Below are 21,616 nucleotides of genomic sequence, written 5' to 3'. Positions count from 1 at the left end.
GACGTGGGGAAGCGCGAATTATACCGGCCGCCCCCGAACGGGCCGGCGACTCAGCTCTGCGCGAGTCCGTATTCGCGCAGCTTCTTGCGCAGCGTGGCGCGATGGATGCCGAGCAGCTGCGCCGCACGGCTCTGGTTGCCGTCGCAATGGCGCAGCACTTCCTGGAACAGCGGAATTTCCAGCTCGCGCAACGCGACTTCGTAGAGATCGCAGGTGTCGCAACCGTCCAGGTCACGCAGGAAGCGACGGATCGAAACGGCGACGTGCTCGCGCAGCGGCGTGCGTGCGCCGGGGCGGATGTCGGTAACGACGGACGGGGCGAGATCGGATGCAGCAGCGCTCATGGGCGTGTCGACAGCCCGCGGTCTGCGCAGGCGGACGCGGAGTCTAGCCCGACCACGTCGCGCACAACGGGGCGACACACCGCGGCCGACAAACGTGCGGACGAACGGCCGCCGCGGCTCATGGCCGCATGGAATTACTGCAGCTGGAAGTCGTAGGACTCCACGCGACTGGCGGGTTCGCGCACGTCGAACGCGACATCGAGGCTGTCGCCCGGCGCGACGAGCGCGGCGACGCGCTGCCCGTACTCGCGCGGGGCGACCGCGCGTGCACCGACGAGGCGGCCGTCCAGATCGGACAGGCTCAGGACGATGACCGGCGCAGGCTGCGGCCAGCGTGCGTCGTTGCGCACCGTGGCGGTGACGTGCAGCACACCCGGTCGCGCCGGATTCGGACGCACGTTGCGCGTCAGCATCCGGTAGGCCTCGGGTTCATGCCACGCGGGCACCTCGCAGCGGAGCACGCCGCAGGTCTGCATCACGAGCGGGCGCCAGCGTGCATCGGCCGCGAGCGCGCCGCGCTGCGCGAGCAGCAACTGCAGGCCGAAGACGACCGCGAGGGTGGCGACGATCGCGACCAGCGGCCAGCGTCGGCCGCGCGGACGCGCAGTGCGGCGGCGGACGAAGCTGGGGCCGTCGTGGGAGGTGCGGGTGGCCGCGGCTGCGGCGGTGGGATCCGCATCGTCGTCGGCGCTCGCGTCGACTTCGAGGTGGTCGTCGCGCGTCCCGTTGAGGTCGGTTCCGATACCGGTGTCGATATCCGAATCGGCGGCTGCATCCGATTCATCTTCGGTCGCGTCGATCGTCGCGTTGTGGATCGTTGGCGCAACGGGGCGCGGCTCAGCGCGCTCGACGGCAGGCGGTGCCGCGATGAGGGCGTCGCGTTGCGGCGGCACGGCGTCGACCGGCACCGCAGCGATCGATTCGACCTGAGCCGGTGCTTCGGTCGGCGCTGCTTCGCGCTGTTGCCGCGGCGCCTCCGGCGGCACATCCATCGCATCGCCTTCGGAGAGCAGCGCACTGCCGCAGCGTGGGCAGCGCTGGCTCATTTCGCGGCCGGCGATCAGCGCGACGAGGAATCCGCAGTTGGGGCAGGGCATGAACATGCCGGCTATTCCACCACGCCTCGCAGGCGGAATGCGACGCCGTTCACAGGTGTCGCAGTGCCGCTCAGCGGCGACGCCCGCTCACGCGCATCCAGTCGTCGAGTTGCTCGACGCGGATGTCGTCCAGAACGTCGGCATAGGCCGCGGCGACTTCGTCTTCCTGCCCGGCGAGGATGCCGGACATGGCGAGCCGCGCGCCCGGTGCGCAGCGCGCGGCGATGACGTCGCGCAGTTCGATCAGCGCCGAGGCGAGGATGTTGGCAACCACGACCGGATACGTCGCGACGGGTTCGTCCTGCGGCAGATAGACTGCAAGGCGATCGCCGACGCCGTTGCGTTCGGCGTTGTCGATCGTCGCGGTGACGGCCTGCGGATCGTTGTCGACGCCGACCGCGTCCTTCGCACCCAGCTTGAGCGCGGCGAGCGCGAGGATGCCCGAGCCGCAGCCGAAGTCGAGCACGCGTGCGTCGCGCAGCACGCCTTCGGAGGCGAGGGTGTCCAGCCACTGAAGGCAGAGCGCGGTCGTCGGATGCGTGCCGCTGCCGAACGCGAGGCCGGGATCGAGTCGCACGACCGCCGCATCCGGCGCGTCAGCGCCTTCAGGCAGTTCGTGATTCCACGGCACGATCCAAGTACGCGCGCCGAATTGCAGCGGCGCGTACTGGTCCATCCACGCGCGCTCCCAGTCCTGGTCCTCGACATCGCGGAATTCCGCACGCGACCAGTCGAGACCATCGTCCTGCGCGCTCAACGCGTGCAGCAGCGCATCGCGCGGCGTGCCCGCTTCGAAGAGTGCGGTGAGCACCATCTCGCCCCACAGCGGCGTTTCGCCGACACCGGGTTCGAAGATGGCCTGCTCGTCGGGTGCATCGGCATGCGCGTCGACGAGCGTGACCGCCAGTGCGCCGACATCCTCGAGCGCGCGCTCGTAGCGCGGCTGCTGCGCTTCCGTGCAGGGGAGGGCGAGCTCGAGGAAGGGCATGGGTTACTGGCCGACCAGCTGGATGGCGTCGATCGCCTTGTAGCCGGGTTCGACGGCATTCGCGAGCGTTACCTTCACCGCTGCAACCTTGTACGGCGTGGTGTCGAACGAACGCACGAACCAGCTGCGCGGGCCACGCGTTTCGTCCTGCGCGTCGCTCAGGCCGGTCCACACGGTGTGGCTCGCGCCGGTCGTGTCGATCAGATCGATCTGGTGCGCCGTCTTGACGCCCTTTTCGAATGCGACGCGCACGGTCGTGGCATTCACCGGCTTCGCGAACTTCGCTTCGATCCAGTCGAAGCCCATGTCCTGGTGGTTGTTGAGCCAGGTGGTGCCGTCCGGCGCGCCTGCGGCATGCACCGGCGTGTTGGGTTCCGTCGACTCCGGCGGCAGCTTGTCCGCGTCGCCGAACGACGAGCTCGCCTTCGCCGACGCCGCCCACTGCCCGTGCGCGTCGTTGACGTAGCGATCTTCCATCTCGGCGTACGCGAGCTTGGCCTGCGCGTCGGCATCGGCCGGGCCGGTGCCCGCGGACTCGGTCGGCGGCGGGCCCGGAGGCGCGGCCTGCACGGTCGGCACCGGCGTGGTCGGCGCGGCGGCCGCAGGCTGCGCGGCGTCGTCGACGGTCGGCGCGTCGTCGTGCTTCTTGCACGCACTGATCGCGACGAGGCTGAGGAGGGAGACGGCAACCAATCCCTTGTTCATGACGGACTCCGATGGAAAGCGGGAACAACGCACGATGCCGCGATCGGATGACCGCGGCGCACGCGTCGAGGATCAACCGATCGAGATCGCCTTTTCCTTCTGTTCCTTCAGGCGCTTCTCGAGGTAGTGGATGTTCTGGCCGCCCTGCTGGAAGCCGGCGTCGGCCAGAATGCGCTGCTGCAGCGGGATGTTCGTCTTGATGCCGTCGACGACCATCTCGTTGAGTGCCACGCGCATGCGTGCAATGGCGATGTCGCGCGTCGGCCCGTGCACGATGAGCTTGCCGATCATCGAGTCGTAGTTCGGCGGCACGCGATAGCCCTCGTAGATGTGGCTGTCGACGCGCACGCCCGGGCCGCCCGGTGCGTGGAAGTGCTGGATCAGGCCGGGGCAGGGCATGAAGGTGTCGGGATCTTCCGCATTGATGCGGCATTCGATCGCGTGGCCTTCGAGGACGATGTCGTCCTGCTTCAGGCGCAGCTTCTCGCCCGCGGCGATGCGCAGCTGTTCGGTTACGAGGTCGATGCCGGTGACGAGCTCCGTCACCGGATGCTCGACCTGGATGCGCGTGTTCATTTCGATGAAATAGAACCGCCCGTTCTCGAACAGGAATTCGAACGTACCTGCGCCGCGATAACCAATCCGGATACAGGCTTCGACGCAGACCTTGCCGATCTCCGCGCGCAGTTCGGGCGTGATGCCCGGCGCCGGCGCTTCCTCGACAACCTTCTGGTGTCGACGCTGCATCGAGCAGTCGCGCTCGCCGAGGTGGATCGCGTTGCCCTGGCCGTCGGCGAGCACCTGGATCTCCACGTGGCGAGGGTTCTCCAGGAACTTCTCCATGTAGACCATGTCGTTGCCGAACGCGGCCTTGGCTTCCGATTTCGTGGTCTGGATTGCGGTGACGAGCGCGGCTTCGGTGTGCACCACGCGCATGCCGCGGCCACCGCCGCCGCCCGCCGCCTTGACGATGATCGGGTAGCCGATCTCGCGCGCGATCTTGGTGTTCTCCGCCGGGTCATCGCCGAGCGGACCGCCGCTGCCGGGCACGCAGGGAACGCCCGCAGCCTTCATCGCGCGGATCGCTTCCACCTTATCGCCCATCAGGCGAATCGTGTCGGCCTTGGGACCGATGAAGATGAAACCGCTCTGCTCGACACGCTCAGCGAAGTCCGCGTTCTCGCTGAGGAAGCCGTAACCCGGATGGATGGCCTGCGCGTCGGTCACCTCGGCGGCGGCGATGATCTGCGCCATGTTGAGGTAGCTCTGCGTGCTCGGCGCCGGGCCGATGCAGACGGACTCGTCCGCCATCGCCACGTGCTTGAGGTTGCGGTCGACGGTGGAATGCACGGCGACCGTGCGGATGCCGAGCGCGTGGCACGCGCGCAGGATGCGCAGCGCGATTTCGCCCCGGTTTGCGATTACGACTTTGTCGAGCATGACGGATTCCAGCAGGCGGACGCCTCGGGCGTCCGCGGGAAACGCAGCAGTAGCGGAGTTACGTCACGACCGACGCCGCACGGCGGTGTCGGTTCGCGACGAAGCCTCAGCCGATGACGAACAACGGCTGGTCGAACTCGATCGGCTGGCCGCTCTCGACGAGCACCTTGAGCACGGTGCCGGAGACGTCGGCTTCGATCGGGTTGAACATCTTCATGGCTTCGATGATCGCGAGCGTCTCGCCGGCCTTCACCGCCTGGCCGACGCTCACGAACGCCGGCTTGTCCGGCGCGGGCGAGGTGTAGAACGTGCCCACCATCGGCGCACGCACGACGTGGCCGGCCGGCAGATCGCTAGCCGCCTTGGGCGCGCCACCGGACGCGGCGTCGGTCGGGCTCGCCATTGGCATCACGGGCGCAGCCTGCGGCGGCGGCATCGCATAGGCCGGCGGCGGCGCGTAGGTGACCTCGCGAGTCGTGGTGCGCGCCAGGCGGACGGTTTCCTCGCCTTCCTTGATCTCGATCTCGGACAGGTTGCTCGCCTCGAGCAGGTCGATCAGCTTCTTGATTTTCCGCAGGTCCATGTCGGGCCTCGTGTGTGGATTCGGGGGCGATCGCCGCGTGTTCCGCGCCGATCGCGGAGATATCAGGAGCGGTTGGCCTGCGCCGCAGCGCGCTTGTCGAGCCAGGTGATCGCGGCGTCCATCGCGAAGCGGTAGCTGTCCGCGCCGAAGCCGCAGATCACGCCCATGGCGAGGTCACTGAAATAGCTCTGCTTGCGGAACGGCTCGCGCGCATGCGGGTTGGACAGGTGCACTTCGATGAAGGGCAGGTCCGCCGCGGCGACGGCGTCGCGCAACGAAACGCTCGTGTGCGTGAGGCCGGCCGGATTGATGATCAGGAACGCCGTCCCGTCGGCACGCGCGGCGTGCAGGCGGTCGATGAGCTCGTGCTCGGCGTTGGATTGCATCGACTCGAGCGTATGGCCGTGCGACTCGGCGTCGAGCTTGAGGGCGCGATCGATGGCGGCCAGCGAGGTGCGTCCGTAGACCGCGGGTTCGCGCTCGCCCAGCAGGTTGAGGTTCGGGCCGTGCAGCACCAGCAGCTTCGCCATAGCGGACCCTTCCGTCGTCGGAGCCCGGCAGTCTGCGCTTTGCGCTAAAGGCTGTCCAGACGTTCGCTACCGTATCGCCGACGTTGGGCGAAATTCAATCGCGCGTTCGAAGCGCCTCGGCGGCCCAGTCGTCGAGATCGGCGGCCTGCAGCGGGCCCGCCCAGCGGCGCAGCACGCGGCCATTGGCGCCGACCAGCACGCTGTAGGGCAGCACGCCGCGGCTGTTGCCGAGGCGAACGCCCGTGTCCGCCGGGCCGGCGGCGTCGACCAGTACGGGATAGCTGACCGGATGTGCCTTGAGAAAAGCGCGCACGGCGGCGGCGTCATCCAGCGCGATGCCGACCACTTGCACGCCGTTCGCCCCCTGTTGTTTGGCGAAGCGGTCGAGCGCCGGCATTTCCTCGAGGCAGGGGCCGCACCAGCTGGCCCAGAGGTTGATCAGGACGGGCCGCCCTGCGGCCAGTGCGCTCAGCGTGTGGCGGCCGCCGTCGGGCGCGGGCAGGTCGATCGCCGGCACGGCCTGGCCAGCACGCGAGGCGGGGATCCGATCGAGCGCCTGATCCAGTCGGGTGCGCCAGCCCGGGTCGGTCGCCAGACTCGCCACCACGCCGATGGCGCCGGCAAGAACCGCGACGATGACGACCGTTCGCGTCCTCATCGCGCCGCGTCGGCGAGTGCGCCCGTGACCATGGCGGGTGTCAGCAGGGTCGGCAGCACCTTCGACTCGCCCCGGCGCGGATAGACGACGTACAGCGGCACGCCGACCGCGCCATGACGCTGCAGGAACGCGGTCAGCACGGGGTCGACGTCGGTGTAGTCACCGACCAGATAGACGGCGTTCGTGGCGCGCATCGCCTCGGCGAAGGCCGGGCGAGCGAACACGGCGCGCTCGTTGGCCTTGCAGCTCACGCACCAGTCGGCGGTGATGTTGACGAAGACGACGCGGCCTTCGGCCCGGAGGGCGGCAAGCCTCGCCTCGCTGAAGACTTCGTGGCTCGCGTCGGCCGCGACGCTCGCAGTCGGCCGCGGCAGGCGATGCACGGTGGCGAGCGCCGCGCCTGCACCGGCGAGCGCGAGCACCAGCGCGACCGCGCCCCACGCGCGACCGCGATGACGCGTGCGGCTCCACGCCCACGCAGCGAACGCAATCGCGACCGCGGCGGCGAGCGTCCACGCGATCGCATCCGGCCCGCGCTGGCGGCCGAGCACCCACAGCAGCCACGCACTGGTGAGGTAGAGCGGGAACGCCAGCGCCTCCTTGAGCGTCTCCATCCATGCGCCCGGGCGCGGCAGCAGCGCGGCGAGACCCGGCAGAGCGCCGATGAGGATGAAGGGCAGGGCGAGTCCGATACCGAGCGCGACGAACACCGCCAGCGCCAGCGGGGTCGGCGCGAGAAACGCCCAGGCGAGCGCCGCCCCCATGAACGGCGCCGTGCAGGGCGTCGCCACGACCACCGCGAGCACGCCGGTGAAGAAGTCGCCGGCGAAACCGCCGCGTTGCGTCAGCGAGTGGCCCGCACCGGTCCAGCGTCCACCCGCATACCAGAGGCCGGACAGGCTGAGGCCGAGCGCGAACATCACCAGCGCGAGAAGGGCGACGACGATCGGCTCCTGCAGCTGGAAACCCCAGCCGAGCGCGCGGCCGGCGTGGCGCAGTGCAAGTGCGAGTCCGCCGAGCGCGAGGAAGCTCAGCACGACACCGGACGTGTAACCGAACGCATGGCGACGCGCGACGCTCGGCGAACCGCTCTCCGCCAGCGACAGCGCCTTCAGCGAGAGCACCGGCAACACACAGGGCATGAGGTTGAGGACAAGTCCGCCGAGTAGCGCGAGCATCAGTGCGGACAACGCGCCGCCAGCGGCGACGCTGCGCGGCGCGGGCGGTGCTTCGCGCGCGGGCATCGCGACCGATGTGGCGGACGTCGTCGCAGGCGATGCAGTCGACGCGGTGTCCGGCGATGCGGTCATCGACGCGTTGTCTGCAGCACCGGAGGACGATGGTGTCGGCGCAACGTCTTGCGCGGCGACTGCGCCCACCACGCCCACCGGCAAATCGACGTCCGCCGTGCGTTCCATCGGCGGATAGCAGATGCCGTCCGTCTGGCAGCCCTGGAAGCGCGCGGTGAGTTTGATCGTGCGCGCCGCGGTCGTCGTGCGCGTCAGCGGCAGCGTGAGATCCGCCTCGTCGAAATACACCGCGACGTCGCCGAAGTGTTCGTCGTGATGCTTGCGCGCCGGTGGCCAGTGCGGCGTGCCGAGCGCAAAGCCCGCAGCGCGCGACGCGGCGTCGAGGCGGAATGTCGTGCGATCGCGATACAGGTAGTAGCCCGGTGCGGGCGTAAAGCGCACGAGCACGCGATTGCCGGTGTCCGGAATCGCTTCGAAGCGGAAGGCTTCATCCTGCGGCAGCGGTGCGGCATCAACACCCGCAGTCGCGGCGCCGCGCGCAAGCGCGAACGGCGAACGGCTGGGTGCGGTCTGTGCGGGCGTTGCATCCGCGGGCAATGCGACGGTGAGCTTGCGCGTCTGCGGTGGATAGCACACGCCCGCGTCGGCGCAACCCTGGTACTTGATGGTGACCACCGTGCTCGCGGCCTGCGGCGTACCCGGCAGCGTGGCGACGAGCGACCCGCGATACGTCTCGACGTCGCCGAAGAATTCGTCGTGATGCGCATCGCCCTTGGGCATGCGCAGCGCGTCGGCGACGAAGCCGGAATCCGACTGCACGCCGATGCGATGTCGATACAGGTAATAGCCCTTCGCGATCGTCCAGCGCACTTCGATCGCGCCGTCGGTGTACTGCGCGCTGGGTACGAACACGCTGTCGACCGGCGGAAGCTGGTCCGGCGTGATCGCGTGCGCACGCAGCGCCCATGTGGCGAGGACGAACAAACAGGTGCCGGCGATCCGGCGCAACGTGTCAGGCATCGGGACGGCTCTGGGCGTGGACCCAGTCGAGGTAGGCGGGCGCGCCGTCGCGGACTTCGAGCACGAGCAGCTCCGGCACGTCGTAGGGGTGCATCGCCTGTACGCGGGCGATGGCGGCAGGGATGCGATCGTCCGCGGTCTTGATCAGCAGCAGGACTTCCTCGGCGGTTTCGACACGCTCTTCCCAGCGATAGGTCGAGCGCAGGCCCGGTAGCTGCTGCACACAGGCAGCGAGGCGTTCCTCGACCAGCGCGGTGGCGATACGCTCGGCCGTCGCGACGTCCGGGCAGGTGCAGTGAAGGACGGCGGCGCGCATCCGCCGATTGTAGCGAGCGGCTGCGGAGCGCCTCAGGTTTCGCGTCGCGGTCCGCGCGATCGGCCGGTGCGCAGCGCGGCCATCTGCTCCATCAGCTCCACCAGCGGCGCCTGGCTGCGCGGCGGCAGGCTACGGAAGGCGGTGAGCATGCGCAGCTCAAGCGGTTCGTCGACCATGGTCGCGTCCACTGCCGCCACGCCTTCCAGTGCGTCCTCGTTCGACAACGCCATGCGCCCGCGGCCGGTGGCCAGCCACTCGAACTGCACCCCGGTGACTGTGGCGACGCGTCGCAGGTTCGACATGCTCGGGCTCTTGCCCTGCACGGCTTCCCAGTGGCTGACCGCGCTGCGCTGCACGCCGACCGCCTCGGCGAGCGCGGACTGGGACAGGCCGGCGTGGCGTCGGGCGAGGCGGATCCGCTGCTGGGAATTCATAGCAAGTGACGCTCCGCGTCAGCAGAATGGACGTTATTTGACCAACTCTACCGGAAGTCACCTCGCTACCAATAAAACCGTGATGAGGTGCGCTTCAGGTCACAGTACCGGGTGAAGGTGGGCTGAAACCCGGCAATGAATACGATTTCATAAATGTCCGTTTTCCATCCGCTACCGGAAGCGGACGTTTCTTTCGGTAGCGGCGGGGTAGCGGAGGTGACGTGAACCGCCCACAATCGCCCCACGTCGACACGGAACGTCGACAGGACATGGGGTCACGGGTTCTTGGGGAGGCGCGCCGGATCGCGCGAGCTTGGATGGCCGTCCTCGAAAACCAAAGAGCGCGTTTCTTCGGGACGCGCTCTTTTTTTGTCTCCGCGATTCGTAGCGGCCCCGGCTGAGGCCGCCGGCGCGTCATCACGCGCGTTCGACTTTTTTCGTGCCTGGCCCTTGAAAGTCCGCCGGGCCATCCCATATCCCGCCCCGTCCGCGATGCGGGCGCAGCGCGTCCCGTGTTTGGCACTCGGGACAAGCGACTGCTAAAATTTCCCGTCTTTCGCTGTTATTTCAACCACTTAGCAATCCAGCCGGAGGTTCGTGCATGAACATCAAGCCGCTCTACGACCGCGTGGTCATCAAGCGCATGGAAGAAGAAAAGGTTTCGGCCGGTGGCATCGTGATCCCGGATTCGGCGACCGAAAAGCCGATCAAGGGCGAAGTCATCGCGGTCGGCGAAGGCAAGGCCTTCGACAACGGCACCGTGCGCGCCCCGAAGGTCAAGGTCGGCGACAAGGTGCTGTTCGGCAAGTACAGCGGCACCGAAGTGAAGCTCGACGGCAACGACCTTCTCGTTGTGAAGGAAGACGACATCTTCGCGATCCTCGGCTGATCGCGGCCTTCCTTCGAACCACCCATTCCCACTGAAATTTTTTTGAGGTAACTGCACATGGCAGCCAAGGAAATCCGCTTCGGCGAAGACGCGCGCACCAAGATGCTGCGCGGTGTGAACGTGCTCGCGAACGCCGTCAAGGCGACGCTCGGCCCGAAGGGCCGCAACGTCGTGCTCGAGAAGAGCTTCGGCGCGCCGACGATCACCAAGGACGGCGTGTCCGTCGCGAAGGAGATCGAGCTCGCCGACAAGTTCGAGAACATGGGCGCGCAGATGGTGAAGGAAGTCGCGTCCAAGACTTCCGACAACGCCGGTGACGGCACCACCACCGCGACCGTGCTCGCGCAGGCGCTGATCCGCGAAGGCATGAAGGCCGTTGCGGCCGGCATGAATCCGATGGACCTCAAGCGCGGCATCGACAAGGCGGTCACCGCGGCCGTCGCCGAGCTGAAGAACATCTCCAAGCCGTCGTCGACGAGCAAGGAAATCGCGCAGGTTGGTGCGATCTCGGCCAACTCCGACCAGAACATCGGCGACCTCATCGCGCAGGCGATGGACAAGGTCGGCAAGGAAGGCGTGATCACGGTTGAAGACGGTTCGGGCCTGGAGAACGAGCTCGACGTCGTCGAAGGCATGCAGTTCGACCGCGGCTACCTCTCGCCGTACTTCATCAACAACCAGCAGTCGATGCAGGCCGAGCTGGACGACCCGTTCATCCTGCTGCACGACAAGAAGATCTCGAACGTCCGCGACCTGCTGCCCGTGCTCGAAGGCGTGGCCAAGGCCGGCAAGCCGCTGCTGATCATCGCCGAGGAAGTCGAGGGCGAAGCGCTGGCGACGCTCGTCGTCAATACGCTGCGCGGCATCGTCAAGGTGTGTGCGGTCAAGGCGCCGGGCTTCGGTGATCGTCGCAAGGCGATGCTCGAGGACATGGCGATCCTCACCGGCGGCACCGTGATCTCCGAGGAAGTCGGCCTGCAGCTCGAGAAGGCGACGATCAAGGATCTCGGCCGTGCCAAGAAGGTGCTGGTCTCGAAGGAGAACACCACGATCATCGACGGCGCCGGCGACACCGCGGCCATCGAAGGCCGCATCAAGCAGATCAAGGCGCAGATCGAAGAGACCTCGTCGGACTACGACCGCGAGAAGCTGCAGGAGCGCGTGGCGAAGCTCGCCGGCGGCGTTGCGGTGATCAAGGTCGGTGCGTCGACCGAGATCGAGATGAAGGAAAAGAAGGCGCGCGTCGAAGACGCCCTGCACGCGACGCGTGCGGCCGTCGAGGAAGGTATCGTCCCGGGCGGCGGCGTCGCGCTGCTGCGCGCCAAGGCCGCGATCAAGGGCCTGACCGGTGCCAACGAAGACCAGAACCACGGCATCCAGATCGCCCTGCGCGCGATGGAAGCGCCGCTGCGCGAGATCGTGACGAACGCCGGCGAAGAGCCGTCGGTCATCGTCAACAAGGTCGTCGAGGGCAATGGTTCGTTCGGCTACAACGCCGCGACCGGCGAGTACGTCGACATGATCGAGGCCGGCATCCTGGATCCGACCAAGGTCACCCGCACCGCGCTGCAGAACGCCGCGTCGATCGCCGGTCTGATGATCACGACCGAAGCGATGGTCGGCGAGCTGCCGAAGAAGGACGAGCCCGCCATGGGCGGCGCCGGCGGCATGGGTGGCATGGGCGGAATGGACTTCTGAGTCGCGCCGCGATTGCACCGGAAACCCCGCTTCGGCGGGGTTTTCTTTTTTGCCCGGACGGCCGCCGTCCCGGCTCTGTCCCGCCGATCCATTTCCCGCTGCACCGCAACACGAAAAGCCCCGCGAAAGCGGGGCTTTTTCTTTGTGCGGAAGCCGCCCCGACCGCTCGTCGTTCGGCGACCGGAATGTGACCCAAGTCGCGTTTCGTGAAGATAGGCTAAACCCCGACTCCTGCCCGGTCCTGTCCCGTGCCGGGGTTGCGTTCAACCCACCGTCCAGTGGCTCCCCTCCCCCCGAACTGACGAGGTTTGCCGTGAAGAAGTCTTCCACCCTGGCGCTGTCCGTACTCGCATGCGCGTGTATGGCCGCGATCGCATCCGATGTCGTGCTTACGCCCCTGCAACCTGAAACGCCGTATCCGGTCGCCGACAATGACGGCACGCCCGCCGATGAAACCCCGGGCCGCTGGTTCGTCGAACTCAGCGCCACGCCGCTGGCCGATCGCGGATCCGCCGCGGCACTGTCGAGCGAGAAGCAGTCGTTCCGCGCGGCCGCACGCAGCGCGGGCGTGAACTACATCGAGAACTACGCGTACGACAACCTGTTCAATGGCTTCTCGGTGACGGTGTCGCGCGCGCAGCTGAGCACCCTCGCACGCATGCCGGGCGTCAAGGCGATCTATCCGGTCGACACCGTCCCGATGCCTCAGAGCCTGCCGGATCCGACGTCGTCGCCCGAGCTCTACACGGCCTTGCAGATGACGGGCGCGGATGTCGCGCAGAACAGCCTCGGCCTCGACGGCACGGGCATCCGCGTCGCGGTGATGGACACCGGCATCGACATCGACCATCCAGCATTCGGCGGTGGGGGCGTCAACGGCGGCACCGCGTTCCCGAGCGCGCGCGTGGTGGCGGGCTGGGATTTCGTCGGCGACGCGTACGACGCCGGAACCAATCCCGTGCCGGTGCCCGACGCGCGGCCGGATGACTGCGCGGGCCATGGCACGCACGTCGCCGGCATCATCGGCGCGAACGGCCAGGTCAAGGGCGTCGCGCCCAAGGTGTCGTTCGGTGCGTATCGCGTGTTCGGCTGCGCAGGTTCGACGTCGTCGGACATCATGCTCGCGGCCATGGAGCGGGCGCAGGCCGATCGCATGCAGGTGCTCAACATGAGCATCGGTTCGGCATTGCAATGGCCGCAGTATCCGACCGCGCAAGCCGCCTCGCGACTGGTCAACCAAGGCATGGTCGTGGTGGCCTCGGCGGGCAACGACGCCGCGCTCGGTCTTTACGGATCGTCGGCGCCGAGCGTCGGCGAGAAGGTCATCAGCGTCGCGTCGTTCGACAACATCGGCATCGCGCAGCCGGCCTTCGCGATTTCGCCGGACGCGATGAAGATCGGCTACAACGCCGCTACCGGCGCACCGCCGCCGCCGGGTTCGGGCACCGCGCCGATCGCGCGCACCGGCACGACGTCGTCCACGGCCGACGCATGTTCGGCACTTCCCGCCGGCAGCCTCGCCGGCAAGATCGTGCTGATCCGCCGCGGCACGTGCTCGTTCTACATCAAGGCGAAGAACGCCGAGGCCGCGGGTGCGTCGGGCGTGCTGCTCTACAACAACGTCGCGGGCGCGCTGAACCCGACCGTCGCCGGCACGCCGTCGGTCAACATCCCGACGGTGGGCCTCAGCCAGGCCGACGGCGCGACCATCGATGGCCGTGTCGCGGGTGCGGGCACCAGCCTGACGTGGGGCGACTTCCACGTGTCGCAGCCCAATCCGACCGGCGGCCTGATCTCGTCGTTCTCGTCGTGGGGCCTGTCCCCGGATCTGACGCTCAAGCCGGACATCGGCGCGCCGGGCGGCTCGATCTATTCCACGTACCCGCTGGAGAAGGGCGGCTATGCGTCGCTGAGCGGCACATCGATGTCGTCGCCGCACGTGGCGGGCGCCGCCGCGCTGCTGCTGCAGGCGTTGCCGCACACGCCGTCGCAGGCGGTGCGCTCGATCCTGCAGAACACGGCGCAGCCGGCGTTCTGGTCGGGCATTCCCGCCGGTCCGTACCTCGAGCCCACGCATCGCCAGGGCGCCGGCATGCTGCACATCGACCGCGCCATCGTGAACGCCACACGCCTCGACCCCGGCAAGATCTCGCTGGGCGAAGGCCAGGCCGGTCCGCAGACCCGCACGCTCACGTTCACCAACGGCGGCTCGACGCCGGTCACGTACACGCTCAGCGCGGTGAACTCGCTGGCGACCGGCCCCAACACGTTCTCGCTCGCGTTCTACAACGCCGGCGGCGGGGTCTCGTTCTCGGCGCCCAGCGTTGTGGTGCCCGCCCACGGCTCGGCGACGGTCAACGCCACGATCACGCCGTTCCCGACCGGCACGAGCATCGACGGCGGCATCTACGGCGGATACCTCGTCGCCACGCCGAACGACGGCAGCAACACGCTGCGCGTGCCGTTCTCCGGCTACATCGGCGACTACCAGGCCCGCCAGGTGCTGGTGCCGACTGCGAACGGTTTCCCGTGGCTGGCGAAGCTCAGCGGGAGCTCGTACTTCAACCAGCCCTCCGGCGCGACCTACTCGATGGCCGGCAACGACATCCCGTTCTTCCTGATCCACTTCGACCATCAGTCCGCCGCCATCCGCATGGACGTGCGCGATGCGACGACGGGTCGCTCGTGGCATAGCGCCTTCCGGACGGAGTTCTTCGGCCGCAACTCGTCGGCGACCGGCTTCTACGCGTTCTCGTGGGACGGCACCACGACGCAGGGCCGCAACACCTACGTCGTGCCGAACGGGCGCTACACGGTGCTACTGCAGGTGCTCAAGGCCAACGGCGACCCGAGCAACCCGGCGCACTGGGAGATGTGGACCTCGCCGGTCATCACAGTCGCGCGGTAAGAAAACCCGTGATCCGGTGCGGGCTTACGCAGGCGGCCAGGGACGGCCGCCTGAACCGGTCAGTATTTGCTGCGATGCAGCGTGCAATCCCCATCACGTCTCTTTAACGATAGACCTGCATCCCGACGTGGGGGAGGGAGCAAAAGCCCGCTGCTGGCAACGGCAGCGGGCTTTCTTTTTGCCCGGGCCGCGCAGCAGCCGCATGACAGAATGCGGCGCATGAGCGAGACGATAGCCGCCGCGCAGGCGATCGACGCCGCGGTGGACCGCGCGCTGCGACGCCTCGACATCGCCGCCGACGACCGCGAACGCGTGGCCGCCGTCGCGCGCGCCAGCGACTTCGCCATCGACGTGCTCGCCCGTGACCGTGCGCTGCTCGCGCAATTGCTGGCCGACGATGGCGCGCGTCCGGTACCGGAACCGCTGCTCGATCCGACGACGTCCGCCGATTGGCCCGCGCAGCTGCGTCGCTATCGCACGGCCGCGTCCACGCGGCTGATCTGGCGCGACGTACTCGGCCTCGACGATGTCGACACCACGCTCGCAGGGAGCACGCAGCTTGCCGAGCGCTGCCTGGCGCTGGCGCTGGACGCGCTGGAAACGCAGTTCGCGCAACGCCATGGCGTGGTCCGCGATGGCGAAGGTCGTGCGCAGCGGCTGGTCGTGTTCGGCCTCGGCAAGCTCGGCGGCGGCGAGCTCAACTTCAGCTCCGACATCGACCTCGTCTACGCCTACGAAACCGGCGGCGAATCCGACGGTGCTCGACCGCTCGATGCCGAGGGCTACTTCACCCGGCTCGGCCAGCAGCTCGCGAAGCTGCTCGACGACGTCACCGCCGACGGCTTCTCGCATCGCGTGGACTTGCGCCTGCGGCCGTTCGGCACCGCGGGACGGCTCGCATGGTCGTTCGCCGCGCTCGAGCAGTATTTCCAGCGCGAAGGTCGCGACTGGGAACGTTACGCCTGGCAGAAGGCGCGACCGGTCGCGGGCGACATCGTGGCAGGCGAGCGCTTCCTCGAGACGCTGCGGCCGTTCGTCTATCGCCGCTATCTCGATTTCGGCGCGCTCGACGGCCTGCGCACGATGAAGGCGTCGATCGCCGCGGAAGTCGCGCGGCGCGAACTGGTCGACGACATCAAGCGTGGACCCGGCGGCATCCGCGAAGTCGAATTCCTGGTGCAGGCGTTGCAGCTGATCCGCGGCGGTCGCGAGCCCGCATTGCGCGACCGCCGACTGCTGCCGTCGCTGCGCGCGCTGGTCGACGCCGGCCACGTCGATGCCGAAACCGGCGACGCGCTGACTGCCGCCTATCGCACGCTGCGGCGCGTCGAGAACCGCCTGCAGATGCTCCGCGACGCGCAGACCCACGCATTGCCGGACGACGCGGAATCGCGCGAGCGCATCGCCACCGGACTCGGCTATCGCGACTGGAATGAGTTCCGCGATGCGCTCGACGCGGTGCGTGCGCGTGTCACCACGGAATTCAACGCGCTGCTGGCGCCGCGCGAACGCACCGCTGCACCGGATGCGCTCGCCGCGTACTGGAGCGCGCTGCCGAACGCCGGCGAGGCGGCGACCTTGGCCGACGCCGGCTTTGCCGCGGCGGGCGAGGCCGACGCGCTGTTGCGCGACTTCTCGCGCTCGCCGGCGGTGCAGGCGCTGTCGGACGCGACGCGCGCACGTCTCGATCGCGTCATGCCTGCATTGCTGCACGGTGCAGCGCAATCGCGTGAGCCGCTTCTGGCGATGCGTCGCCTCGTCGCGCTCGTCGCCAATGTGCTGCGCCGAAGCGCATACCTCGCCCTGCTCGACGAGCAGCCTGCAGCACTGGAGCGCATGGTCGACGTCGTCGCGCACAACGCGCTGCTGGCGGAACGGCTGGCGATGTATCCGCTGCTGCTCGACGAACTGCTGGACGCGCGCGTCGCCGGCGCGTTGCCGGATCGCGCCGACCTCCATGCGGCCTGCAACGATGCCGTCGCCGCCATCGACGACACCGAACACGCGCTGCGTGCGCTCAACGAGGTGCGACAGGCGTTGAGTTTCCGCATCGCGATGGCGGTGCGCGACCGTCGCCAGCCGGCGGACGACAGCGCACGTCAGCTCGCGTGGCTCGCGGATGCCGTGGTCGATGTGGTCGTGCGCATCGCGCAGGCCGAGGTGCGCGCCACGAATGGCGAACTTCCCGGAGCGCGCTTCGCCGTGCTCGGCTACGGCAGCCTCGGCGGTGAAGAGCTGGGGTTCGGTTCGGATCTCGACCTCGTCTTCCTCTACGACGCGCCTGCCGATGCGGAATCCGACGGCGCGCGCCCGCTCGACGCGCAGCGCTGGTTCGCGCGACTCGCGCAGAAGGTGGTCGCGCTGCTCGGCGCGGCGACCGGCGCAGGCCGGCTGTTCGATGTCGACGTACGCCTGCGTCCCGACGGCGCGAAGGGCCTGCTGGTATCCAGCCTCGCGAGTTTTTCCGCGTACCAGCGCGAGCGCGCGTGGACCTGGGAGCACCAGGCACTGGTGCGTGCACGCTGCATCGGTGGCGACGCGTCGCTGTGTGCGGACTACGAACGCGTGCGCGCCGAGGTGCTCGGTCGCCCGCGCGATACCGCCGCGGTGATGGCCGACGTCACGCAGATGCGCCTGCGCATGCGCGCGGAGCTCGACCGTTCGGACGCCGCGAGTTTCGACCTCAAGCAGGGCGAGGGCGGCTTGGTCGATCTGGAGTTCGTGCTGCAGGCGCTCGTGCTCGCGCACGGCGCGCGTGTTCCGGCCTTGCTGCATCCACGCAATACGCATGCCTTGATCGAGGCCTGTCGCGATGTGGGCGTCCTCGATCGCGCCATCGCCGGCCCGCTCGCCGAGGCGCATGCGCTGATGCTCGCGCGCGGCCTCGACTGCACGCTCGATCGTCGCGCGCGGCGCGTGCCGTTCGACGCGGCGATCGAAGCCGCGCGTGCGATCGTGCGGGAAACGGCGCGTGCCGTCTCGCTGGATTTCGGTGAATGACGATGGGCGACGCGGCGCGTGTGTCCGTCCGCGAAGTGCGCGGCAGTGACGCGGAACGGATCGCGATGTTGTCTGCGCAGCTCGGCTATCCGGCCACCGCGCAGGCGATCTCGGAGCGACTGGCCTGGCTTGCCGATCTCGACGGCGAAGTCTTCGTTGCAGAGCTCGACGACATGCTCATGGGCTGGATCGCGGTCGAACGCCGGATCACGCTCGAATCCGGCATCGCGTTCGAAATCACCGGGCTCGTCGTCGACGCGACGCGGCGTCGCACCGGTGCGGGGCGTGCGCTAGTGGACGCGGCGGAAGCCTGGTCGCGTGACCGCGGCGCCTCGGCGCTGATCGTGCGATCGAACATCGTTCGCGAGGAATCGCATGCGTTCTACGCCGGCATCGGCTTCGCACGAAGCAAGACCCAGCACGTCTATCGGCGGGCGATCGGAGCTGCGTCGGACAGCTAGCGCGTAGGCGCCGGAAGTCCGAAGCGCTCGCGCAGCACGGCGGCGACGCGCTGCGTTTCGCGCATCGGCTCCGCTTCAAACGCTTCCAGCTCTTTCGTCAAAGGACGGATACGCCCGGCCCGGCGCAGCGCTTCGATGAATCGGCGCGGCCGACCGCGCACGCTGCGATCTCCGGCGACGTACACCGGCGCGCGCGTCGCGCAGGCTTCCGACAGCATGTTCACCGAGTCCGCGGTGCAGATGATGCGGTCGGCCCAGCCGAGCAGTGCCGCATACGGATTGCGGCCATCGACCGACCCTGTCCAGACGATCCCCGGCATGCCGCGCAGGCGCTTCCTGACCCGTTCGACCATCTTCGGCGGCGTGCGGCGCGACGTCGTCGCGAGGATGCTGCCGCCTTCGCGTTCGACCAGTGTGCGCACGTCACGCAGCCAGCGATCGAACCCGCGCACCGACAGCCGCATGTTCGACGTCGGCCCGCCGATCAGCAGCGCGGTGCGCGGGCCGGGCAGGGCGCCGAACGACGCGAACGCGGCGCGCGAAGCGCCCAGCCAGTGGTCCTGCACGGGATTGAGCGAGCCCTGCAGCTCGATCACGTTCGGGCCGCGCAGCCGGTCGTGCGCGGGTGCGATCACCGCGTCCCAATGCGTGGTGCGGATGCGCGGGTCGAGGATCTGCACGGCATGCGCGCCGTGTTGGCGCAACAGTCGCGTCGCCAGCGCCCCCTGCCGACCGCAGCCGATCGCCAGTGTGCTCGCCAGCGCCGGATCGCGCAGCAGGCGCTCGAACTCGGGCCCGAACGCGCGCGCCGCGTTGCCGACGATGCGCGGCGCGAACCAGCGCCATGGCAGGCGCGGTGTGAGGACGAGGTCGGTCGTCGGCAGTTTCAGGGCATCGGCGAGGGCGCGCGCCTGCCGCACGTTGCCGGCATGGCCATCGGTGACGACGAGGATTCGGGTGGGTGTCGAACGTTGCACGAGCCGGATCGATCCGTTCTGGCCGACGACGGCCGTTTAGCGGGCGTGACTCTACACTGCGCCCACCCCACGTTATGGAGACGCCGATGTCGCAGCCGCTGTCGCAGGAGGCGCTCGACCAGCTGTTCGTCACCGCCCGCACGCATAACCGCTTCACCGGCGAGGTCAGCGACGAGACGCTGCATCGGCTGTACGAGCTGGTGAAGATGGGCCCGACGACGGCGAACACCACGCCCGCGCGCTTCGTGTTCTTGAAGTCGCAGGCCGCCAAGCAGCGGCTCGCGCCGGCGCTGGACGAAGGCAATCGTGCGAAGACGCTGGAAGCTCCGGTGACGGTCATCGTCGCCCATGACCTCGCGTTCTACGAGAAGCTTCCCTACCTGTTCCCGCACACCGATGCGAAGGGCTGGTTCGACACCAAGCCCGAGGCGCATCTGGAAACGATCGCGCTCCGTAACAGCTCGCTGCAGGGCGCGTACCTGATCCTTGCCGCCCGTGCGCTCGGCCTCGACACCGGCCCGATGTCGGGTTTCGACAATGCGAAGGTCGACGCCGAGTTCTTCGGCGGCACCCGCATCCGCTCCAACTTCCTCGTCAATCTCGGGGAAGGCGATTTCAGCCAGGTATTTCCCCGCTCGCCGCGCCTGTCGTTCGACGAAGCCGCGCGCATCCTCTAACGCGTCACCCCTTCGGAGTTGCACCCATGCTCAAGCGCATTGCTCTCGGCCTCGCCCTCGCCGGTCTTGCCGGCGCCGCCTTCGCCGCGCCGCTCACCTACAAGATGGACGCCAACCACACGCAGGTCACCGCGACGTGGAGCCACTTCGGCTATTCGCATCCGTTCGCGAACTTCGGCCAGGCCGACGGCACGATCGTCTATGACGCGAAGAACGTCGGCGCCTCGTCGGTGAAGGTGACGCTGCCGCTCGCGGGCCTCGACACCACCGTGCCGGCGCTCGACGAACACCTGCGCAGCGACGACTTCTTCGACGCCGCGAAGTACCCGACCATCACCTTCAACAGCACGAAGGTCGAATCGGTCGGCGACAAGAAGCTGCGCGTCACCGGTGATCTCACCGTGCACGGCGTGACCAAGCCGGCGGTGCTGGACGTCACCCTCAACGGCGCCGGCCCGCATCCGATGAGCAAGCGCGAGGCGATCGGCTTCGATGCGGTCACCACCATCAAGCGCAGCGAGTTCGGCGTCGACAAGTACGTGCCGAACGTGAGCGACGACATCCAGATCCGCATCACCACCGAGGCGATGGTGCCCAAGGCCGACGGCGCGCCGCAGCCGCCGAAGAAGAAGTAAAGACGATGATCATCGAGCGCCCGGGCGATTCGCGCGGCCATGCGCAGCACGGCGGTTGGCTCGACAGCCACCACACGTTCTCGTTCGGCAGCTATTACGACCCGCAATGGATGGGTTTCGGGCCGCTCCGCGTGATCAACGAAGACCGCGTAGCCGGCGGTGGGGGCTTCCCGCCGCACGGCCACGCCAACATGGAAATCCTGTCGATCGTGCTCGACGGCCAGCTCGCGCATCAGGACAGCGCGGGCGGCGGCGGCACCATTGGTCCGGGCGAAGTGCAGTGGATGAGCGCCGGCCACGGCGTGCAGCACAGCGAGTTCAATGCGTCCAAGACCGACGCCGTGCACTTCCTGCAGATCTGGATCCAGCCCGACCGCGTCAACGCGCCGCCGGCGTACGCGCAGCGCGCCCCGCAGCCCGGTGACGACAGTGGCGACTGGGTGTTGCTGGCCTCGCCCGACGGCGCGGACGGCAGCATCGCCATCCGTCAGGACGCCCGCCTGCAGCGCGCGGCGCTCGCCCCGGGCGCCAACCTGCACCGCGCGCTCGACAGCGACCGCCGCTACTGGCTGCAGGTCGCCCGCGGCACGGTGATGGCTGCCGACCACGTGCTTCGCGCCGGCGATGCGCTGGGCTTCGTGGAGGAGGGCGGCCCGCTGGTGATCGAGGCCAACGGCGACGCCGAAGTCCTGCTGTTCGACCTGCCGCACTGACGGGCCTGCGCAGGGCGGCTGGTAGAATTCGCCGCCTCACCGCAACGTTCCCCCGTCCATGACCGACCGCACCGCCACCAGCGCCCCGCAGACCGCCGAGCCGGCCAATGCCCGCCAGCGCTACGTCGTCGGTCGCAAGGACCTGCCGCTGAGCTGCCCGCTGCCGGAGATGGCGCTGTGGAACTCGCATCCGCGCGTCTACCTGCCGATCGAAGCCGAGCGCGAGTGCCAGTGCCCGTACTGCGGCGCGCACTTCGTGCTGGAGGACTGAGGCGCTCCGCGGCCCCGCGCCC

General features: G+C 68.5%; 21 protein-coding genes. 9 read left to right on the top strand and 12 right to left on the bottom strand.

The window, feature by feature from the left end; all coding sequences use genetic code 11:
- Nucleotides 1-50 precede the first annotated feature (50 nt).
- The 11 genes from fis to DWG18_RS10525 all read right to left on the bottom strand — a co-directional run bounded on the left by fis (nucleotide 51) and on the right by DWG18_RS10525 (nucleotide 9,365).
- Entirely contained in the window at nucleotides 51-344 is a 294-nt protein-coding gene (fis, locus tag DWG18_RS10575) for a DNA-binding transcriptional regulator Fis (protein WP_115647151.1), read from the bottom strand.
- Nucleotides 345-478: 134 nt separating this feature from the next.
- Nucleotides 479-1,447, bottom strand: coding sequence for a DUF3426 domain-containing protein (locus DWG18_RS10570; protein ID WP_115647150.1), 969 nt, complete (start codon nucleotides 1,445-1,447; stop codon nucleotides 479-481).
- A gap of 64 nt (nucleotides 1,448-1,511) precedes the next feature.
- Nucleotides 1,512-2,429 carry a 50S ribosomal protein L11 methyltransferase gene (gene prmA / locus DWG18_RS10565; RefSeq protein WP_115647149.1) on the bottom strand — a complete coding sequence of 306 codons (918 nt, stop codon included), beginning with the start codon at nucleotides 2,427-2,429 and terminating at the stop codon, nucleotides 1,512-1,514.
- A 3-nt stretch (nucleotides 2,430-2,432) separates the two neighbouring features.
- A complete protein-coding gene (locus DWG18_RS10560; RefSeq protein WP_115647148.1) occupies nucleotides 2,433-3,134 on the bottom strand; it encodes a hypothetical protein in 702 nt (233 codons plus the stop codon).
- 72 nt (nucleotides 3,135-3,206) lie between these two features.
- The gene (gene accC / locus DWG18_RS10555; protein ID WP_115647147.1) at nucleotides 3,207-4,574 is read right to left on the bottom strand and encodes an acetyl-CoA carboxylase biotin carboxylase subunit; all 1,368 of its coding nucleotides are present in this window, start codon (nucleotides 4,572-4,574) and stop codon (nucleotides 3,207-3,209) included.
- 106 nt (nucleotides 4,575-4,680) lie between these two features.
- A complete protein-coding gene (gene accB / locus DWG18_RS10550; RefSeq protein ID WP_115647146.1) occupies nucleotides 4,681-5,157 on the bottom strand; it encodes an acetyl-CoA carboxylase biotin carboxyl carrier protein in 477 nt (158 codons plus the stop codon).
- Between the two features lie 62 nt (nucleotides 5,158-5,219).
- Nucleotides 5,220-5,687: a type II 3-dehydroquinate dehydratase gene (aroQ, locus tag DWG18_RS10545; RefSeq protein ID WP_115647145.1), complete on the bottom strand. Its 468-nt coding sequence runs from the start codon at nucleotides 5,685-5,687 to the stop codon at nucleotides 5,220-5,222.
- Nucleotides 5,688-5,781: 94 nt separating this feature from the next.
- Nucleotides 5,782-6,345 (bottom strand): TlpA disulfide reductase family protein, encoded by a 564-nt coding sequence (locus DWG18_RS10540; protein WP_115647144.1) that lies wholly within the window; start codon nucleotides 6,343-6,345, stop codon nucleotides 5,782-5,784.
- Nucleotides 6,342-8,615 (bottom strand): protein-disulfide reductase DsbD, encoded by a 2,274-nt coding sequence (locus DWG18_RS10535; RefSeq protein WP_115647143.1) that lies wholly within the window; start codon nucleotides 8,613-8,615, stop codon nucleotides 6,342-6,344. Before DWG18_RS10535 ends, DWG18_RS10540 begins: the two co-directional genes overlap by 4 nt.
- Nucleotides 8,608-8,931, bottom strand: a complete 324-nt coding sequence (gene cutA / locus DWG18_RS10530; RefSeq protein ID WP_115647142.1) for a divalent-cation tolerance protein CutA — start codon at nucleotides 8,929-8,931, stop codon at nucleotides 8,608-8,610. Before cutA ends, DWG18_RS10535 begins: the two co-directional genes overlap by 8 nt.
- Before the next feature lie 32 nt (nucleotides 8,932-8,963).
- Nucleotides 8,964-9,365 (bottom strand): helix-turn-helix transcriptional regulator, encoded by a 402-nt coding sequence (locus DWG18_RS10525; protein WP_115647141.1) that lies wholly within the window; start codon nucleotides 9,363-9,365, stop codon nucleotides 8,964-8,966.
- A 601-nt stretch (nucleotides 9,366-9,966) separates the two neighbouring features.
- On the opposite strand from DWG18_RS10525, the gene groES reads away from it, so the two are divergent.
- The 5 genes from groES (at nucleotide 9,967) to DWG18_RS10500 (ending at nucleotide 18,321) form a co-directional block, all read left to right on the top strand.
- Nucleotides 9,967-10,254, top strand: a complete 288-nt coding sequence (gene groES, locus DWG18_RS10520; RefSeq protein WP_115647140.1) for a co-chaperone GroES — start codon at nucleotides 9,967-9,969, stop codon at nucleotides 10,252-10,254.
- A gap of 57 nt (nucleotides 10,255-10,311) precedes the next feature.
- The gene (groL, locus tag DWG18_RS10515; RefSeq protein WP_115647139.1) at nucleotides 10,312-11,952 is read left to right on the top strand and encodes a chaperonin GroEL; all 1,641 of its coding nucleotides are present in this window, start codon (nucleotides 10,312-10,314) and stop codon (nucleotides 11,950-11,952) included.
- A gap of 313 nt (nucleotides 11,953-12,265) precedes the next feature.
- Nucleotides 12,266-14,860: a S8 family serine peptidase gene (locus DWG18_RS15650; RefSeq protein WP_205289341.1), complete on the top strand. Its 2,595-nt coding sequence runs from the start codon at nucleotides 12,266-12,268 to the stop codon at nucleotides 14,858-14,860.
- 219 nt (nucleotides 14,861-15,079) lie between these two features.
- Entirely contained in the window at nucleotides 15,080-17,860 is a 2,781-nt protein-coding gene (glnE, locus tag DWG18_RS10505) for a bifunctional [glutamate--ammonia ligase]-adenylyl-L-tyrosine phosphorylase/[glutamate--ammonia-ligase] adenylyltransferase (protein ID WP_115648142.1), read from the top strand.
- A complete protein-coding gene (locus DWG18_RS10500) occupies nucleotides 17,857-18,321 on the top strand; it encodes a GNAT family N-acetyltransferase (protein WP_205289340.1) in 465 nt (154 codons plus the stop codon). The genes glnE and DWG18_RS10500 overlap by 4 nt, the downstream gene beginning before the upstream one ends.
- Here the strand turns inward: DWG18_RS10500 and DWG18_RS10495 are convergent.
- Nucleotides 18,318-19,298: a mitochondrial fission ELM1 family protein gene (locus DWG18_RS10495; RefSeq protein WP_115647136.1), complete on the bottom strand. Its 981-nt coding sequence runs from the start codon at nucleotides 19,296-19,298 to the stop codon at nucleotides 18,318-18,320. The genes DWG18_RS10500 and DWG18_RS10495 overlap by 4 nt on opposite strands.
- Before the next feature lie 86 nt (nucleotides 19,299-19,384).
- Between DWG18_RS10495 and DWG18_RS10490 the strand changes: the two genes are divergently transcribed.
- From DWG18_RS10490 to DWG18_RS10475, 4 genes are read left to right on the top strand one after another with little or no spacing between them, the layout of a single operon-like run.
- Complete coding sequence (locus tag DWG18_RS10490) at nucleotides 19,385-19,975, top strand: malonic semialdehyde reductase (protein ID WP_115648141.1); 591 nt, start codon at nucleotides 19,385-19,387, stop codon at nucleotides 19,973-19,975.
- Between the two features lie 26 nt (nucleotides 19,976-20,001).
- Nucleotides 20,002-20,610 carry a YceI family protein gene (locus DWG18_RS10485; protein WP_115647135.1) on the top strand — a complete coding sequence of 203 codons (609 nt, stop codon included), beginning with the start codon at nucleotides 20,002-20,004 and terminating at the stop codon, nucleotides 20,608-20,610.
- 5 nt (nucleotides 20,611-20,615) lie between these two features.
- A complete protein-coding gene (locus tag DWG18_RS10480) occupies nucleotides 20,616-21,323 on the top strand; it encodes a pirin family protein (protein ID WP_115647134.1) in 708 nt (235 codons plus the stop codon).
- Nucleotides 21,324-21,381: 58 nt separating this feature from the next.
- Nucleotides 21,382-21,594, top strand: a complete 213-nt coding sequence (locus tag DWG18_RS10475) for a zinc-finger domain-containing protein (protein ID WP_115647133.1) — start codon at nucleotides 21,382-21,384, stop codon at nucleotides 21,592-21,594.
- The last annotated feature ends 22 nt before the right edge of the window (nucleotides 21,595-21,616 follow it).

The organism is Lysobacter sp. TY2-98 (genome assembly GCF_003367355.1).
In the GTDB taxonomy this organism is placed as follows: Bacteria; Pseudomonadota; Gammaproteobacteria; order Xanthomonadales; family Xanthomonadaceae; genus Cognatilysobacter.
The sequence above is the reverse complement of the archived record's forward strand: the minus strand, read 5'-3'. Positions and strand labels throughout refer to the sequence as shown.